We start from the raw sequence: 16,689 nt of genomic DNA, 5'->3' as shown, positions 1-16,689 counted from the left end.
AGGATGGCAGCGCGTGAATGGCGGCAGAGGTCACACTGAGAGAACGGGCGAAACCCACTCTCCACAGGCACGACCGAGGAGAAGACGCCTACTCGTCGAGCGCGAGTTCTTTCGGAAGCTCGAAGTCCTTCGTCGACAGCTCTTCGACGTTGACGTCTTTGAAGGTCAGCACGCGCACGCTTTTGACGAAGCGGTCGGAGCGGTAGACATCCCACACCCACACGTCGTTCATCACGAGCTCGAAGTAGAAGTCGTGCTCGGTGTCGCGGCGAACCAATTCGACGTCGTTGGCCAGATAGAACCGGCGCTCGGTCTCGATCACGTACTTGAACTGCGAGACCACATCGCGGTATTCGCGGTAGAGGGCCAGTTCGACTTCGCGGTCGTAGTCCTCGATCTCATCATCTTCCATGGTGCGCCCAGTCTACGGCGTCGAAACGAGGGCGGGTTCCTTCAGCCAGCTGCGGCGATGGAAGTCGCTGGCTCCGTGGCTGGCGATTGCCTCCATGTGCACGGTGCTTCCGTAGCCCTTGTTGCTGTTCCAGCCATAGTGAGGCGTGTCGACATGGCGGTCGATCATCAGACGGTCGCGGTGCACCTTGGCCACGACGGATGCCGCGGCGACCGACGCGCAGTCACGGTCGGCTTTCACCCGGGTGACGACGTTCAGAGGCGTGGTGAGGGCGGGGGCCAGCCAATCGTGGGAGCCGTCGAGCAGAATGACGGAACCGGCGACATCCACCCCGCGGCCATAGAGCAGGCCGAGCCCGCGCTTCGCGGCGAGTCCGAGGCACGCGATGATGCCGAGTTCGTCGACCTCCTGCGGGCTCGCGAGCCCGACGGCGCTGTCGAGCGCCCACTCCGCCGCAAGCGGGGCGATGCGCTCGCGCGCCGACTCGGAGAGCATCTTCGAGTCACGCAGGCCCGCGGGAATGGGCGCACGCCTGCTGGCGCGGATCACGCAGAGGCCCACGGCGACAGGGCCGGCGAGCGCTCCCCTGCCGACCTCATCGATTCCGATGACGAGGCTCGCGCCACGGCGCTCCAGGCCGCGTTCGACCGTGAGGGTCGGGTCGGAGACGGCTATTTCGATCCCTCGCTCTCGACGCCCGCGAACACATCCGAGTAGTTGTCGAGGAATGTCCAGCGATCGGTCGGCCAGGTGATCCACAGAGCACGACCCACGACGTTGTCGATCGGCACGAAGCCCTTGCCGGGCTGATCCTGGTTGAACCGCGAATCCTTCGAGTTGTAGCGGTTGTCTCCCATGACCCACAGAGAGCCCTCGGGCACGGTCACGTCGAAGGCGACTCCGGAGGCGGCCGTCTGCCCGTCGGGCAGCTTGATGTAGGGCTCGTCGAGCGGAACACCGTTGACCGACATCTGCCCGAGCGCGTTGCAGCAGGTGACGTGGTCACCGGGCAGGCCGATGACCCGCTTGATCAGATGGTCGTTGGCGTCACTCGCGGTGAGTCCCACCGTCTCGAGTACCCAGTCGAGGGCCGCGGCGACCGGCGCCTTCTCGGGTTCGATCGTGGCCGGCAGCCAGCCGCCCGGATCGGCGAAGACGACGACGTCGCCGCGCTCGATCGGCATGAGGTTCGGCTCGAGTTGGTTCACCAGAATGCGATCGTTGATCTGAAGCGTGTTCTCCATCGACCCCGAGGGGATGTAGAACGACCGCACGAGGAAGGTCTTGATCAGCACCGAGGCCAGAACGGCCACGAGGAAGATGATGAGGATGTCGCGGAGGAACAGCAGCGTGCTGCGCTGTCTGCGCGAATTCTTGTGCCGGCGTGACGTACGCGATGGCATGGTCGTTTCTGTCATTTAACCGCCTGAGCTCCCTGCCATTTTATGGGCAGGGAGCTCAGGGATGTGAATCGGAGGACCGACGGCGTTTCGGCTGTCAGACGATTCGAAGGCGAGAGTTACGCGTCGCGCTTCTCTTTGATCTTGGCCTTCTTGCCGCGGAGGGCACGCAGGTAGTAGAGCTTCGCGCGACGGACGTCACCGCGGGTGACGACCTCGATGTGGTCGATGACCGGCGAGTGCACCGGGAAGGTACGCTCGACGCCGACCTGGAAGCTGACCTTGCGCACGCAGAACGTCTCGCGGACGCCCTCGCCGGAGCGGCCGATGACGACGCCCTGGAAGACCTGGATACGCGAGCGCGTACCTTCAACGATGTTGACGTGCACCTTGACGTTGTCGCCGGCACGGAATTCGGGAATGTCGCTACGCAGCGATGCCGCGTCGACGAAATCGAGAATGTGGCTCATGATGATGATTCGCTCTCTGCAACCGCCACAGGTCGACTACGGGGTAAAAGAAGTGTGAGTTTCGGTGCCATCGTTTATCGCAGACTCCCCTGTGGCAGAGTCGGGCCGAGGCACAATCGTTTATTCTGCCACACGCGGCGCCTGCGCCACAATCAATGAGTGTCGCGGCTCGTCTCGATGACGATGTACTCGCCGTCGTTCCGGATGCCCGCGGGCACCTCATTCGGTCGGAATCCGGCACCGGGGGTGGTCGGCGGCACCTCGAACGACGCGAAGGCATCCTGCACGCGCTTGCGCGCCTCGACGAAGAACTGCCACACGGAGGCCCAGAACCCTCCGATGACCGCCACGATCAGAACAACGGATGCGATCGTCGATGCGGCCGTATTGAGGCCGAGGGTGATCGCTGCGGCCGAGATCACGGTGAGAACGGCCACGTCGATCCACGAGACGAGTTTGGACGCGCGAACACCCGGCCGCGCGTAGACGATGCCGGCGATGGCGGCGAGCGCTACGAACAGCACGATGCCGGCAAGGAGAACCCCCAGGGTCTCCCAGGCGCCGCCACCGAAGATGGCGCTGCCGACGAGCAGCCACGCGGGGAGAATGACCGCTGCAGGGAACAGAACCGAATAGAAAGCCCGACGAATCATCACCTCTTCAGGCTAGGCGCGGCAGCTCGGGAATTGGCTGGGATGATGTGCGCCTCGGGCGAACACGAGAGCGGGCAGAATAGACACATGATCGAGTTGCGCACGCCCACAGAAATCGACGAGATGCGGGCGGCGGGGCGCTTCGTCGCCGACGTGCTCACCGAACTGAAATCGCGTGCCGCCGTCGGCATGAACCTGCTGAAGCTCGATGCGATCGCACACGAGATGATCCGGTCTCGTGGAGCCGAGTCGTGCTACATCGACTACCACCCGTCGTTCGGCGCCAGCCCCTTCGGCAAGGTGCTGTGCACGTCGGTGAACGACGCCGTGCTGCACGGCCTCCCCCACGACTACGTCCTGCGCGATGGCGACCTGCTCAGTCTCGACTTCGCGGCATCGGTCGACGGATGGGTCTCCGACTCAGCGGTGTCGATCGTGGTCGGCACGCCCCGCGCAGAAGACCTCCGCGTCATCGAGACGACGGAGCGCGCTTTGGAGGCCGGCATCGCGGCGGCTCGTCCGGGAGGACGACTCGGCGACATCTCTGCGGCGATCGGCCAGGTCGCATCCGAGGCCGGATACCTCGTGAACACCGACTTCGGCGGACACGGGGTGGGCCGCACCATGCACGGCGATCCCCACGTTCCGAACAGCGGCCGCCCGAACCGTGGGCTCCCGCTGCGCGCGGGCCTCGTCATCGCGATCGAGCCGTGGTTCCTCGAGACGACCGACAAGATCGTCACCGACAAAGATGGCTGGACCCTGCGCAGCGCCGACGGTTCTCGGGGCGCGCACTCGGAGCACACCGTGGCGATCACCGAGGACGGCCCGCTCATCCTGACCGCGCGTTCCTAATCGGTCGCTCCGCGTTCAGTCGACCAGTTCGAACGCGGACAGTCTCCCGGAATAGGCCTTCGGCAGAGGCCGCGCGAACTCGTCTCGCCTCGACGTGGAGTAGCCGAGTGTGACGAGCGACTCCACGAGCTTGGTGGCGACGCTCACCCCGTCGATGACGGGAACGCCGACCTCGCTCGAGATGTAGCTGCACAGCTCGGCCATCCCGGCGCATCCGAGCACGATCGAGTCGGCGTCGTCTCGCTCGACCGTCTGCCGACACAGTTCGATGATCACCTGCGCCGCTTTGGTCGACGGGTCGTCGAGCGCGAGAACGGGGATGTCGCAGGCGTAGACGCCCACGCATCGATCGGCGAAGCCGTAGTGCCTCACCAGATCCTGTGCGCGCCCCACCGTTCGCGAGAGCGAGGTGACCACGCTGAAGCTCCGACCGAGGAGGGTGGCCGCGTGCATCGCCGCCTCGGCGATTCCGACGACCGGGCCGCCCGCGAGCTCGCGAGCGGCATCCAGCCCCGGGTCGCCGAAGCAGGCGATGACGTACCCGTCAGAACCCGCCCGCTCGCCCTCCGCGATCTTTTGAAGCAGACCGGGAACCGACAGCGCTTCGTCGTAGTGGCTCTCGATCGATGCCGGACCCATCGAGGGATTCACGGCACTGATGCGCGTTCCGGGGCCGGCCACCCCCCGGGCGTACGATCCGATCATGTCGGTCATGGCCCGGGTGGTGTTCGGGTTGATCACGGTGATGTGCACGAGGGCGTATCCATTCGGTGATGCGACGGGTGGGATTACTGGATGACCGAGGCGGTCTCGTGCTCCTCGGCCGCCTGCATGCTGCGAGCGGCCTGAGGGCTGATCTTCTCCGCCAGCCAGTAGACGACGAGTCCGATTCCGCAGCCGATGAACCATGCGTACGACGCCGCGCCCTGAAGAACGGGAACGAAGACGGTGCTGGCCGCGAGGACCGCTCCGACCGCCGTCGCGATGACCGCGTTCGGGTTGAAGCCCTTCTTGTACCAGTAGCGCCCCTTCTCGCTCATCGAGTAGAGGTCGTCGACATAGACCGTCTGCTTGCGCACGATGTAGAAGTCGCAGATCAGCACGCCGAACAGCGGGCCGATGAAGGCGCCCAACGTGTCGAGCGTGTAGTGGATGATCTCCGGGCTCGAGTAGAGGTTCCAGGGCGTGATCAAAATGCTTCCGACCGCGGCGATCATGCCGCCCATGCGCCACGAGATCTTCTGCGGTGCGACGTTCGAGAAGTCGAAGGCCGGCGACACGAAGTTGGCCACGATGTTGATTCCCACCGTCGCGATGGCGAAGGTGAGCGCGCCGAGGATGATCGCGTAGACGTTGTCGATGCGGGCGACGGTCTCGATGGGGTCAGTGATGAGCGTGCCGAAGACGGGCACGGTGGCCGAGGCGCAGATCACGACGAGAAGAGAGAAGACGAGGAAGTTCAGGGGCAGACCGAGGAGGTTTCCACACTTGACCGCCTTGTACGACTTGCCGTAGCGCGAGAAGTCGCCGAAGTTCAGCATCGGGCCCGAGAAGTACGACACGACGAGCGCGATCGCGCCGAGCATGACGGGCACCGCGTCCCAGCCCTCGAACTGCACCGAACCGAGGTTCAGGTCTATGTTCTCCCAGCCCGCCTGCGACACGAGGTACACGGCGAGGATGATCATCACGACGTAGACGGCCGGCCCGCAGAAGTCGATGAACTTGCGGATGGACTCCATACCCCGCCAGAACACGAAGGCCTGCGCGACCCAGAGGATGAGGAAGGCGATCCAGCCGAGCAACGACAGTCCCGCGAAACCGACGGTGTCGGCATCCGCGATGCCCGCGAGCTCGGGCCAGAGCTTCAGGGCGACGACGACGAGCGCCGCCGAGGCCAGATAGGTCTGGATGCCGTACCAGGCCACCGCGATCAGGCCGCGGATGATCGCGGGGATGTTGGCGCCGAGGACGCCGAACACCGTTCGCGAGATGACCGGATAGGGAACCCCCGACTGCTGGCTGGGTTTCGCGACGAGGTTGCAGAGGAAGTAGACGATCGTGATGCCCACCAGCAGAGAGACGAGCACCTGCCAACTGGCGAGCCCCAGCGCGAACAGGCTGCCCGCGGTGACGTAGCCGCCGACGCTGTGCACGTCGGACATCCAGAATGCGAAGAAGTTGTAGGCGCTCCAGGTCTGCTTCTTGAGCGGCGCGAGATCCTCGTTGCTGAGGCGCGGGTCGTGGAACGCTTCGACGACGCCGCTGCCCGTGGGCAGCCCGGCGGCTTCGAGCACGTCGCCGGGCTTCTGGCCAGGGGGGTTGATGACCTCGGTCATGGATTTCTCCGGTTTCTCATCGGTGGTGCGACAGTGTGGTTGGAGGGTGGTGGGCGGTGGATGATCCGAGTCGATCCACGTTCCCTAACCGGCAGCTCCCCAGGGCTCCGTTAGTGCTCATAAAGCTATTGCTTAACACGCTCCGCACGATTTCGTGCCTGTTACAGGCATGTGACAATTGACGGGTGGCGAACGTGCTCGAGTCCGGAGACGAGGCGGCTCAGGGCGCGAACGAGTCCCTCGGTCGAAGACTTCGCGAACTCCGCACCCAATCCGGCCTCTCTCTTCGAGCGCTCGCTCGGTCGCTCGACATCTCGGCGAGCGCCGTGTCGCAGATCGAGACCGGGGTGATGGTTCCCTCGGTGAACCGCCTGATCGCCATCGTGACCGCGCTGGGTGTTCCCCTGTCGGCGGCGTTCGAAGCTCCTGGAGCGGAATCGGCGGCAGCATCCACCACCGCCGCGACGCTCGGCGACCGTCTCGCCGGCATCGCCGATGAGCCGGTCGAGGGCGACGGCTATGTCATCTCACGCGCCGGACGCGTGCCCGACATGAAGCTGGAGTCGGGCGTCGTCTATCGCAGGCTCTCCCCCGGTCCGGTGCCCGGCCTCGAGATCTTCGAGTCCACCTACCCGGCAGGGTCGACGGGCAGCGCCCACGGCGACCTCATCCGGCATGACGGGTTCGAGATCGGCAGTATCACCTCGGGCACCCTCACGATCACGTTCGAGGGCGAAGATGTGACCCTGTCGGCCGGAGACTCGATCACGTTTCCCGCGACGAGGCCGCACCGCCTCAGCAACCGGTCAGGCGAGCCCTGCGTCGCTGTCTGGCTGATCGTCCACTCGTAGAAGATCGGGACGAACCCGCGCGGTGCGTTCGAGCTGCTGCTCGCGACGCCACTCGGCGATCAGGCGATGATTGCCGCTGAGCAGCACCGGAGGAACGGCGCGGCCTCGCCATTCGGCCGGCTTCGTGTAACTCGGGTACTCAAGAAGGCCGTCTTCGTGCGACTCCTCGACCAGACTCTCGGGGTTACCGACGACTCCCGGAATGAGCCTGCCGATCGCCTCGATCATGGCCATGACGGCGACCTCGCCGCCGTTCAGCACGTAGTCGCCGAGGCTCACCAACCGCACCTCGGCCTTCTCGGCCGTGTCGTCGAACACGCGCTGATCGATGCCCTCGTACCGCCCGCATCCGAAGACCAGGTGCTCGCGGGTCGACAGCTCGCGCGCCATCTTCTGGGTGAACACCTCGCCTGCCGGCGAGGGAAAGATGACCAGCGGGGCCGCGGATGCGGTGGGCTCGGCATCGAGGATCGCGTCGAGTGCCTCTCCCCACGGCTCGGGCTTCATGACCATTCCCGCGCCGCCGCCGAAGGGGGTGTCGTCGACCTTGCGATGCCGGTCGTGAGTGTGGTCGCGCAGATCGTGCACCCCGAGTTCGATGAGCCCGGACTGGCGCGCCTTGCCGAGCAGAGAGATGTCGAGTGCGTCGAAGAAGCTCGGAAAGATCGAGACGATGTCGATGCGCATCCTGAAAGCCTAGCTGCGGCCGCCGCCCCGGTCGCGCAGTGCACACTCGATGAAACGGGCGGAGACGAGAGCATCCGAGCCTCTATATGGTTCGGTTGAGCTGTTCTCCGCCCAGCGCGATGCCGCCGAGTCCGGCACGCCGGTGCCGCCCTGCCCACATGTGCTCGCGTCGTGCGACGAGGGATCGAATGACCTCCTCTATGAGCGCCCATTGGTTCATGACCTGCGCGTAGCTCACGCGAACGACGACGAAGCCTTGACGTAGAAGCTCGAGATCACGACGCCTGTCCTCGGCGTAGGCGAGCGGTCCTGAGTGCCAGGCTTCGCCGTCGACCTCGAGGACCACCCGATCGCCGATAAGGAGATCGACGCGCCCCACGCCCTCCACGAAGACCTGGCTGCGATAGGGGATTCCGTGCCGCCTCAAGCCCAGACGCGCCTTTGTCTCCAACCCCGACTGCGCCGCTGAATCAACAAGCGATAGGAACGAACGAAACTTCTTGGGCAGAATCGAAGCGATCTCTTCGAGTCGTTCGTGGCTCAGGATTCTCTTGTTGAGGATCGAATCGAGACTCACGATCACGTTGTCGCGGGGTTCGCAGTGAAAGAGATGGATGACCGCCATCTCTACCGAATCGACGGAGCGGCCCGTTTCGAGTGCCTCAGATCCAGCGACCGTGCGATGTATTCGAACGCCGCGACTTCCAGGCCTGCCAAGCGGCATGCGGCGGTCGTGCGGGGCGGAGAGATGCGTTGTGTGTTTGCCCACGCGAACATGCAGGAGCCGGTCATCGTCGCACCAAACTCCGAGTCGCCGCAGTACGGATTGGCAGGTGAGCACGCCGCCGACCCGAACAGCTTGCACGATCTCCGCGTTCGCCGCCGGCGACGCCACCCAGCCTTGTCTGACCCGCAGAAGTGCACCAGAGCGCAGCTCGCGGTCGACCTCTCGGCGTGGAACGCCGCGGGTCTGCAGATAACTCAGAGATGCGACTCCGCCAGCCGAACCGAGGATGGTTTCGAGACTCGTCATACGACGATCGTGCCCGGCGCGACAAGCTCGCTGGGGAGCGCCGACAGATCTGTGGAGAACAAAGAACGGGCGAAGATCAGTACATCCGACTCGCTATGCGCGTCGGATGACGTAATCTCCGCCCGTTCGGGTGAAGCTGCTACTCGGCCGGTGTGTCTTCCGGCGACGTCTCCTCGGTGGGAGTCTCGTCGTCCTCGGACTCCGGGAGCTCTTCGAGGAGGCCCGGAGGCGGCGTGATGGTCATCGTTCCGGCCACGATGTCGACGGCCGGCACGATCGCCTTGACGAACGGAACCAGCACCTCGCCGGACGCCTGCTCGATGACCAGGAGGTCTTGAGCCGGCATGTGATTGACCTGGCGCACGACGCCGATCTTCTCGCCGTCGCGGATCACGTCGAGTCCGACGAGCTGGTGGTCGAACCAGGCGTCTTCTTCGGCTGACTGCTCATCCGAGTCCTGATCGATCCAGAGGATCGCCTTGACCAGGCCTTCGGCGGCCGTGCGGTCGGGCACGCCCTTGAAGAATCCGACGGCATGGCTGTTGAACCACTTGAGCTCGATGAGTTCGAGGGTCTTGCCGTGCCACGGAGACGATGTAGGAACCTGGAGGGTGAACACCGCGCCCGGCACGAAGCGTCGTGCGGGGTCGTCGGTGAAGAGTTCCAGCTTGATCGCCCCCTTGAGCCCGTGGGCTTTCAGGAGGCGACCAACCCGGAGTTGCTGCGTCTCGTTCTTAGAAATCGGTATCCACCACGTCTACACGAACGCGCTTGCCATCAGCGAGCGCGGCGACGAGTGTGCGGAGAGCCTTGGCCGTGCGACCCGCACGACCGATCACGCGTCCGAGGTCGTCGGGGTGCACGCGCACCTCGAGAACCTCTCCGCGCGGTGAGCTCTTCGCAACGACATGCACGTCGGCAGGTTTGTCGACGATGCCCTTGACCAGGTGCTCGAGAGCAGGAGCGAGCAAGGCTAGGCCTTCTCTGCTTCAGCCTCGGGAGCCTCGTCGGCAGCCGGTGCCTCTTCGGCGGGAGCGGCAGGAGCCTCGACCTTGACCTCGGCCTTGGGCTTCAGAACCGGCTTCTTCTTCTCGTCTGCGACGAACGGCTCCTTGGGCTCCTTGATGCGCACGGTCGAGACCGCGTCCTTGTCGCCCTTGAACTTGCCCCAGTCGCCCGTGAGCTTGAGGAGAGCGGCGACCTGCTCGGTCGGCTGAGCGCCGACGCCGAGCCAGTAGAGCGCACGCTCGGACTCGATCTTGATGACCGAGGGCTCTTCGGTGGGGTGGTACTGGCCGATCTCCTCGATGACACGACCGTCGCGCTTGGTGCGCGAGTCGGCAACGACGATGCGGTAGTACGGTGCACGGATCTTGCCCATGCGCTTCAAACGGATCTTTACAGCCACAATTCTTCCTAGGTTTTTCTCTCGGCCCTGGTGGGCCTAAATGTGGGTGAACTGGCAGCCGTGAGCGTGGGGTGCACACTCGGCGTAAAAAGTTCTCGAGGGTTCTGCCGCAACCTGATTAGAGGGTCGGGCGGGCAGACTCGACAGATCATTCTGTCAGATATTCGACCGGCGCGCGTAATTCAGAAGCACGTTCCATCGAGTCTGTCAGGATGAGGCGACCCGCTGCTATCGATCGGAGCCGCTCATGGAGATCTCGTTCGCTCATTCCGAACGCTCGACCCTCGGCATCGAGTGGGAGATCGCGCTCGTCGAGCAGAGTTCGGGCGACTTAGTCAATGTCGCCGGCGACGTGCTGCAGTCTCTGCGGGGAGCCGACGGTGAAGACCACCCCCGCATCACCGAAGAGCTCCTTCTGAACACCGTCGAACTCGTCACCGCGGTGCACACCCGGGTGTCGGATGCCGTGGACGACCTCCAGGAGCAGCTCTCCGAGGTGCGCGCCATCACCGATCCCCTCGACGTCGAGCTCATGTGCGCGGGAACGCACCCGTTCGCCCAGTGGTTCGACCAGCAGATCACCGACAAGGAGCGGTATCACAAGCTGATCGACCGCACCCAGTGGTGGGGCCGCAACATGATGATCTGGGGCATCCACGTGCACGTCGGTGTCGAGAGCCGCGACAAGGTGCTGCCCCTGTTGAACGGTCTCCTCAACTACTACCCGCATCTGCAAGCACTCTCTGCCTCGAGCCCGTTCTGGGCGGGCGAGAAGACGGGCTACGCGTCGAACCGCGCGCTCATGTTCCAGCAGCTCCCGACAGCAGGCCTCCCCTACCAATTCGACGAGTGGTCCCAGTACGAGTCGTACGTCGACGATATGAAGGTCACGGGCATCGTCGACGACCACACCGAGGTGCGCTGGGACATCCGGCCCTCGCCCCAGTGGGGAACACTCGAGATGCGCGCCTGCGACGGCCTCTCGAGCCCGGAGGAGATCGGTGCGGTCGCGGCGTTCATCCAGTGCCTCGTCGAGCACATGTCAGATCGGCTCGACGCGGGCGAGACCCTGCCGACGCTTCAGCCCTGGTACGTGCGCGAGAACAAGTGGCGCGCTGCGCGCTACGGTCTCGACGCCGAGATCATCGTGGATGCGCGGGGCGCCGAGAAACTGGTCACCGACGACGTGCGAGAACTGCTGGTCACCCTCGCGCCGATCGCCGAGCGGCTCGACTGCGTGGCCGAACTCGCCCAGGTGAATCTGATCCTCGAGCACGGTGCCAGCTACCAGCGCCAGCTTCGTGTCGCGGAGGAGAACGGCGGCAGCCTCAAGGCCGTGGTCGCCTCGCTTACTCGCGAACTGCGCCACGGCCTCGGGCACACCGGCTAGGCGTTCTTCTCGTCGCGCCAGGCCAGCAGATCCTTGACCGGGCCGAGGTCGATCGACGGGCCCGTGATTCCGAGGGTGAACAGCGTGACGCCCACCTCGGCCTTCTCGTCGAGAACCGCGGCGTCGGCCGAGCCGAAGGCACCGGTGAGCTTCACATCGTTCGAGATCTCGATCTCCGAGACGTCGCGGCCGACATCCGACGCGTGTCCGCGCAGAACCTCGAGCTTGTGCTGCAGAGTCGGCACGTCTGAGAAGCTGTGCCAGATCGTCGCGTGCTTCGCGACGAGCTTGAGCGTCTTCTTCTCGCCACCACCGCCGATCAGTACGGGGATCTTGCGGGTGGGAGCCGGGTTGAGCACACCCCACCGCGCCTCGATGCGCGGCATGGCCTCGCCCAGCGCATCCAGTCTCTGCCCGACCGTGCCGAACTCGTAGCCGTACTCGTCGTAGTCGCGCTCGAACCAGCCCGAGCCGATACCGAAGACGAGCCGGCCCTCGGCGCCCGGGGTCTTGGCGCTGATGTGGTCGACGGTGCGGGCCATGTCGGCGAGCAGGTCGGGGTTCCGATAGCTGTTGCACGTGACGAGGGGGCCGAACTCGATGGTCGAGGTCTGCTCCGCCCAGGCGGCGAGCATGCTCCAGCCCTCGAAGTGCAGGCCCGCGGGGTCTCCCGACAGCGGGTAGAAGTGATCCCAGTTGAAGGCGATATCGACGCCGAGTTCCTCGAGCTGACGAAGAGTGTCACGGATCGTCGTGTAGTCGGAGTGCTGGGGCGCGATCTGAATGCCGATGCGCACGGGGCGCGAAGAGTGTGTCGTCATGATGCGAGCCTACTTATCACGCCTGTTCGAGAACTCACCTTGCGGCATCCGGCATCTCACCTCACAATGAACAGGTGAAGTCGATAGAGCCGAAGTCTGCGAACGTGCGCCCTCAGCGGCCCCGTCGCAACATCGCCTCCCGGTTTCTCCCTCCTGCCGCGCTGCTCTTCGTCGGCGCACTGGCCGTTGCCACGTCCCTTCCGGCCGCAGCATTCGGGCCCGGCTCGTCGTTCGGACTCACCGGGGCCACGGGCGGTCCGCAGTCACAGGATCAGCTGCTCTCGGTCGATGGCTCGGCCGCCGACGCCAGCGTTCTGCGCGACGGCTACACCGTGAACACCCCCACGCCCACACCCACCCCGACGCCTGTGGTCAAGGCCGCGCCCGCGTCGACGGGAGGAAGCCCGGGAGGATGGGGCTGCCAGCGAGACGCCCCCGCCGAGACGACGCGCCTCACCTGGCCATACGACCATCCCGTCAAGATCGGCGACGGATTCGGTCCACGCGCGGAGGGTATGCACGACGGCATCGACATGCTCGCCGGAAACGGCACGCCCATCCAGGCGATCGGCGACGGCATCGTCACCGCGTCCGGCTACAACGGCTCAGCGGGCAATTACGTGGCGATCGCCACCATGGTCGGCGGACAGCGCCTCTGCAGCATGTACATGCACTTCCAAGACGGATCCGTGACCGTCACCGTGGGGCAGGAGGTCACGGCCGGCACCGTGATCGGACTCACCGGCGACACCGGCAACGCCAGTGTCGAGCACCTGCACTTCGAGCTGTTCTTCGCCGACGGCATCCGCTTCGACGCGATCCCCTACCTCACGGCGAACGCGAGCTACTGAGCCCGCCTCCTCCGAGAAGCTCGGAGGACGGAACGCCGCTAGCGACCCAGGAACTTCTGCAGCGAGGCCAGCTCTTCTTCGCTCGGCGCGCCCGGTGCCGACTTACCCTTGCCGAGCCCCAGGCCGAAGCCCGAGCCGCCCGCGGTGACGGGCGCGGCATCCGGTTTGATGCCAGCGGCGCGCGCCGCATCTTCGGCCGCACGCTTCGCCGGGTTGCCCGACTTCGAGCCCTTCTTCTTGGCGACCTGCTTGCGTCCGCCGTGGGCGCCGGGAACCGGGCCCATTCCGGGGATGTTCGGCATGCCGCCCTTGGCCACGGTCTTCATCATCTTCGCGGCCTGCTCGAATCGCTGCACGAGCTGATTCACGTCGGTGACCGTCATGCCGGATCCCTTGGCGATGCGCACGCGGCGCGAGCCGTTGAGCAGCTTCGAGTTCTGCCGCTCGGCCTTGGTCATCGACTGGATGATCGCCTCGGTGCGCACGATCTCACGCTCGTCGAAGTTCTCGAGCTGCTGCTTCATACCGCCCATGCCGGGCAGCATGCCCATCATCTTCTTGATGGAGCCCGCGCCGCGGAGCTGCTGCATCTGCGACAGGAAGTCTTCGAGTGTGAAGGTGTCGGTGGCGAACTTCTCGGCCATCTTCATGGCCTCGCCCTCGTCGAAGGCCGACTGGGCCTGCTCGATGAGGGTCAGGATGTCACCGAGGTCGAGGATGCGGCTCGCCATGCGGTCGGGGTAGAACGGCTCGAAGTCGTCGAGCGACTCGCCCGTCGACGCGAAGATGATCGGTCGACCGGTGACGGAGGCTACCGAGAGGGCTGCTCCACCGCGGGCGTCGCCGTCGAGCTTCGTCAGCACGACACCCGTGAAGTCGACACCGTCTTGGAAGGCCTTGGCCGTCGCGACCGCGTCTTGACCGATCATGGCGTCGATGACGAAGAGCACCTCGTCGGGATCGACGGCCTTGCGGATGTCTGAGGCCTGCTTCATCATGTCGGCGTCGACACCGAGACGACCTGCCGTGTCGACGATGACCACGTCGTACTGCTTGTCGATGGCGAACTTGATGGAGTCTTTCGCGACCTTCACGGGGTTTCCCGTGCCGTTGCCGGGCTCGGGAGCGAAGACGGCGACGCCGGCCTGGCCGGCCACGACCTGCAGCTGGTTGACGGCGTTGGGGCGCTGAAGGTCGGCGGCGACCAGCAGCGGCGTGTGGTTGTCTTTCGCCAGCCACTTGGCGAGCTTGCCCGCGAGTGTCGTCTTACCGGCGCCCTGGAGGCCGGCGAGCATGATCACTGTCGGCGGCTTCTTCGCGAACTGGATGCGACGGGCCTCGCCGCCGAGGATCGCCACGAGTTCTTCGTTGACGATCTGCACGACCTGCTGCGCCGGGTTGAGCGCCTTGTTGACCTCGTCGCCCAGCGCGCGCTCGCGCACCTTGCCGGTGAAGTCCTTGACCACCTCGAGCGCGACGTCGGCGTCGAGCAGAGCGCGGCGGATCTCGCGCACGGTCGCGTCGACATCTGCGGGGCTCAGCTTGCCCTTGGTGCGAAGGTTCTTGAAGGTCTCTGCGAGCCGGTCAGACAGGTTTCCGAAAGTAGCCATGGTTCGACAAGTTTACCTGGCCGCCGACGCCACAGGTCGAAGGACCGTGCCGACGAGCCCGCTGAACGACACACGCGACGGATCGTTAGCCTAACTAATGAGCTAGGCTAAAGATATGACTCCTCCCCTCTCGCTGCCCGCCCTCAGCTCTGAGCTGCGCGGGGTCACGATGCACCTCTCCCGCAGACTCCGCAACGAGCGGGCCGACATCGACCTCGGCGACTCCCAGTTCAGCGTGCTGGCGTACCTCGTGCGCACCGGGGCGCACACGCCGAACGAGCTGAGCGTGTGGGAGCACGTCACTCCCCCATCGATGAACCGCACGATCAACGCGCTCGAGACCGCCGGCCTGGTGGCTCGAACACCGGATGCGTCGGACGGCCGCAAGGTGTTCGTCACGGCCACAGAGAACGGCTTCGCGGTCGTGAAGGAGACGAGGCGCAAGCGCGACGCGTGGCTGCACTCGAGGCTCTCGGCGCTCACGGCCGAGGAACGACGAACTCTCGAGGAGGCGACGGTCATTCTGAGAACGATGGTGGCTCGGTGAGCGCGATGTTCCGCTCGCTCTCGAGCGTCAACTACCGCATCTGGTTCGCCGGAGCACTGGTGTCGAACGTGGGCACCTGGATGCAACGTACTGCGCAGGACTGGATCGTGCTCACCGAGCTGACCGATCACGATGCGGCGGCGGTAGGCATCGTCATGGCACTTCAACTCGGCCCGCAGCTCCTCCTCGTGCCGTGGTCCGGGTTGATCGCCGACCGTCTCGATCGGCGACGCACTCTGATGGTGACCCAGGCATCCATGGGCATTCTGGGCCTCGGACTCGGCCTCATCGTCGTGACGGGCGTCGCCCAGCTCTGGCACGTCTATCTCTTCGCCCTGCTGCTGGGGATCGCCTCCGCGATCGACGCGCCCGTGCGGCAGACGTTCGTCTCCGAACTCGTCGGCGGCTCCAACCTGTCGAACGCCGTGGCACTCAACTCGGCCTCGTTCAATGCCGCGCGCATGATCGGCCCCGCCGTCGCGGGGATCCTGGTCGCCGTGATCGGCGCGGGGTGGGTCTTCCTGCTGAACGCGGTGACGTTCGGCGCGGTCTTGGCCTCGCTCGCGTTCATCAGGGTCGATCAGCTGCGTCGGAGCAAGCGTGCGCCGCAGGGCAAGGGCCAACTGCTCGAGGGCTTTCGCTATGTGCGGGCGAGGCCCGATCTTCTCGTGATCTTCGTGATCGTCTTCATCATCGGCACGTTCGGCATGAACTTCGCCATCTTCACGTCGACCATGGCGAGCGTCGAGTTCGGGCAGGGGCCCGAGGCTTTCGGCCTGCTCTCGTCGGTCATGGCGGTGGGATCGGTGACGGGGGCGCTGATGTCGGCTCGACGCGACCGGCCACGGCTCCGACTCACGTTCGTCGCGGCCGCCGCATTCGGCGTGAGCTGTCTCGCCGCCGCCGTCATGCCGAGCTACTGGGGATTCGCCCTCGTGCTCGTCTTAGTGGGGCTCTCTGCTCAGACGCTCATGACCACGGCGAATGGCACGGTGCAGACGACGACCGCGCCCGAGATGCGTGGCCGCGTGATGGCCCTCTACATGGCGGTCTTCATGGGCGGAACTCCCCTCGGCGCACCCGTCGTCGGATGGGTGGCGAACAGCTTCGGCCCTCGCTGGGCGATCGGTGTGGCCGCCGCGTCAGGGCTCGTCGCGGCTGCGATCGGTCTCGGCTGGCTCATCGTGTTCCGGCACCTGCGGTTGCACTACGACCGAGCTGCACATCCGCACTTCATCGTGAGTCACGACGGTCGACCCTACGCGCGCAGCGGCGCGCCCGAGACGGCAGCGGAGCTCGAAGAGGATCTCGCCCTTGATGAGGCGGATGCGCGGAGATCCTGAGCGCGGATCCCCAAGCGTC

At 65.3% G+C, this 16,689-nt stretch carries 20 protein-coding genes; 6 read left to right on the top strand and 14 right to left on the bottom strand.

The window, feature by feature from the left end; genetic code table 11:
* Window positions 1–88 precede the first annotated feature (88 nt).
* The 5 genes from ASF79_RS04760 to ASF79_RS04740 form a co-directional block, all read right to left on the bottom strand.
* Window positions 89–412 carry a DUF2469 family protein gene (locus ASF79_RS04760; RefSeq protein WP_044442048.1) on the bottom strand — a complete coding sequence of 108 codons (324 nt, stop codon included), beginning with the start codon at window positions 410–412 and terminating at the stop codon, window positions 89–91.
* 12 nt (window positions 413–424) lie between these two features.
* Complete coding sequence (locus ASF79_RS04755; protein WP_326942846.1) at window positions 425–1,048, bottom strand: ribonuclease HII; 624 nt, start codon at window positions 1,046–1,048, stop codon at window positions 425–427.
* Between the two features lie 35 nt (window positions 1,049–1,083).
* Entirely contained in the window at window positions 1,084–1,830 is a 747-nt protein-coding gene (gene lepB / locus ASF79_RS04750) for a signal peptidase I (protein WP_055774796.1), read from the bottom strand.
* A gap of 101 nt (window positions 1,831–1,931) precedes the next feature.
* Window positions 1,932–2,282 (bottom strand): 50S ribosomal protein L19, encoded by a 351-nt coding sequence (rplS, locus tag ASF79_RS04745; RefSeq protein WP_044442052.1) that lies wholly within the window; start codon window positions 2,280–2,282, stop codon window positions 1,932–1,934.
* Window positions 2,283–2,434: 152 nt separating this feature from the next.
* A complete protein-coding gene (locus tag ASF79_RS04740) occupies window positions 2,435–2,938 on the bottom strand; it encodes a hypothetical protein (protein WP_156366162.1) in 504 nt (167 codons plus the stop codon).
* An 84-nt stretch (window positions 2,939–3,022) separates the two neighbouring features.
* Here ASF79_RS04740 and map point away from each other — a divergent pair, with 84 nt between their 5' ends.
* A complete protein-coding gene (map, locus tag ASF79_RS04735; protein ID WP_055852420.1) occupies window positions 3,023–3,790 on the top strand; it encodes a type I methionyl aminopeptidase in 768 nt (255 codons plus the stop codon).
* 15 nt (window positions 3,791–3,805) lie between these two features.
* Here the strand turns inward: map and ASF79_RS04730 are convergent, their stop codons facing one another.
* Together ASF79_RS04730 and ASF79_RS04725 are read right to left on the bottom strand one after the other, a co-directional pair.
* Entirely contained in the window at window positions 3,806–4,543 is a 738-nt protein-coding gene (locus ASF79_RS04730) for an aspartate/glutamate racemase family protein (RefSeq protein WP_055852408.1), read from the bottom strand.
* A gap of 35 nt (window positions 4,544–4,578) precedes the next feature.
* Window positions 4,579–6,129 carry an NCS1 family nucleobase:cation symporter-1 gene (locus tag ASF79_RS04725; RefSeq protein ID WP_055852406.1) on the bottom strand — a complete coding sequence of 517 codons (1,551 nt, stop codon included), beginning with the start codon at window positions 6,127–6,129 and terminating at the stop codon, window positions 4,579–4,581.
* Between the two features lie 185 nt (window positions 6,130–6,314).
* On the opposite strand from ASF79_RS04725, the gene ASF79_RS04720 reads away from it, so the two are divergent.
* The gene (locus tag ASF79_RS04720) at window positions 6,315–6,980 is read left to right on the top strand and encodes a helix-turn-helix domain-containing protein (RefSeq protein WP_055852404.1); all 666 of its coding nucleotides are present in this window, start codon (window positions 6,315–6,317) and stop codon (window positions 6,978–6,980) included.
* Here ASF79_RS04720 and trmD read toward each other — a convergent pair.
* The 5 genes from trmD to rpsP all read right to left on the bottom strand — a co-directional run bounded on the left by trmD (window position 6,936) and on the right by rpsP (window position 10,108).
* A complete protein-coding gene (gene trmD / locus ASF79_RS04715; RefSeq protein WP_055852403.1) occupies window positions 6,936–7,667 on the bottom strand; it encodes a tRNA (guanosine(37)-N1)-methyltransferase TrmD in 732 nt (243 codons plus the stop codon). The two genes, ASF79_RS04720 and trmD, sit on opposite strands and share 45 nt — an antisense overlap.
* A gap of 82 nt (window positions 7,668–7,749) precedes the next feature.
* Complete coding sequence (locus ASF79_RS04710; protein ID WP_055852400.1) at window positions 7,750–8,700, bottom strand: endonuclease domain-containing protein; 951 nt, start codon at window positions 8,698–8,700, stop codon at window positions 7,750–7,752.
* Window positions 8,701–8,839: 139 nt separating this feature from the next.
* On the bottom strand, window positions 8,840–9,448 hold the full coding sequence (gene rimM / locus ASF79_RS04705) for a ribosome maturation factor RimM (RefSeq protein ID WP_055774820.1): 609 nt from the start codon (window positions 9,446–9,448) through the stop codon (window positions 8,840–8,842).
* Entirely contained in the window at window positions 9,435–9,671 is a 237-nt protein-coding gene (locus tag ASF79_RS04700; RefSeq protein WP_044442063.1) for an RNA-binding protein, read from the bottom strand. Before ASF79_RS04700 ends, rimM begins: the two co-directional genes overlap by 14 nt.
* Before the next feature lie 2 nt (window positions 9,672–9,673).
* The gene (rpsP, locus tag ASF79_RS04695; RefSeq protein WP_055852397.1) at window positions 9,674–10,108 is read right to left on the bottom strand and encodes a 30S ribosomal protein S16; all 435 of its coding nucleotides are present in this window, start codon (window positions 10,106–10,108) and stop codon (window positions 9,674–9,676) included.
* A 247-nt stretch (window positions 10,109–10,355) separates the two neighbouring features.
* Here rpsP and ASF79_RS04690 point away from each other — a divergent pair, with 247 nt between their 5' ends.
* Window positions 10,356–11,498: a glutamate--cysteine ligase gene (locus ASF79_RS04690; protein WP_055774823.1), complete on the top strand. Its 1,143-nt coding sequence runs from the start codon at window positions 10,356–10,358 to the stop codon at window positions 11,496–11,498.
* Here ASF79_RS04690 and ASF79_RS04685 read toward each other — a convergent pair.
* The gene (locus tag ASF79_RS04685; protein ID WP_055774824.1) at window positions 11,495–12,319 is read right to left on the bottom strand and encodes an LLM class F420-dependent oxidoreductase; all 825 of its coding nucleotides are present in this window, start codon (window positions 12,317–12,319) and stop codon (window positions 11,495–11,497) included. The genes ASF79_RS04690 and ASF79_RS04685 overlap by 4 nt on opposite strands.
* A 74-nt stretch (window positions 12,320–12,393) precedes the next feature.
* On the opposite strand from ASF79_RS04685, the gene ASF79_RS04680 reads away from it, so the two are divergent.
* Window positions 12,394–13,170: a M23 family metallopeptidase gene (locus ASF79_RS04680; RefSeq protein ID WP_055852396.1), complete on the top strand. Its 777-nt coding sequence runs from the start codon at window positions 12,394–12,396 to the stop codon at window positions 13,168–13,170.
* 38 nt (window positions 13,171–13,208) lie between these two features.
* Here the strand turns inward: ASF79_RS04680 and ffh are convergent, their stop codons facing one another.
* Entirely contained in the window at window positions 13,209–14,780 is a 1,572-nt protein-coding gene (ffh, locus tag ASF79_RS04675) for a signal recognition particle protein (protein WP_055774830.1), read from the bottom strand.
* Window positions 14,781–14,895: 115 nt separating this feature from the next.
* Between ffh and ASF79_RS04670 the strand changes: the two genes are divergently transcribed.
* Both ASF79_RS04670 and ASF79_RS04665 read left to right on the top strand, forming a co-directional pair.
* Window positions 14,896–15,327: a MarR family winged helix-turn-helix transcriptional regulator gene (locus ASF79_RS04670; protein ID WP_055852392.1), complete on the top strand. Its 432-nt coding sequence runs from the start codon at window positions 14,896–14,898 to the stop codon at window positions 15,325–15,327.
* Between the two features lie 5 nt (window positions 15,328–15,332).
* Window positions 15,333–16,670: an MFS transporter gene (locus ASF79_RS04665; protein ID WP_200933544.1), complete on the top strand. Its 1,338-nt coding sequence runs from the start codon at window positions 15,333–15,335 to the stop codon at window positions 16,668–16,670.
* Window positions 16,671–16,689 lie beyond the last annotated feature (19 nt).

Source organism: Agreia sp. Leaf335 (assembly GCF_001423605.1).
In the GTDB taxonomy this organism is placed as follows: Bacteria; Actinomycetota; Actinomycetes; order Actinomycetales; family Microbacteriaceae; genus Agreia.
The sequence above is the reverse complement of the archived record's forward strand: the minus strand, read 5'-3'. Positions and strand labels throughout refer to the sequence as shown.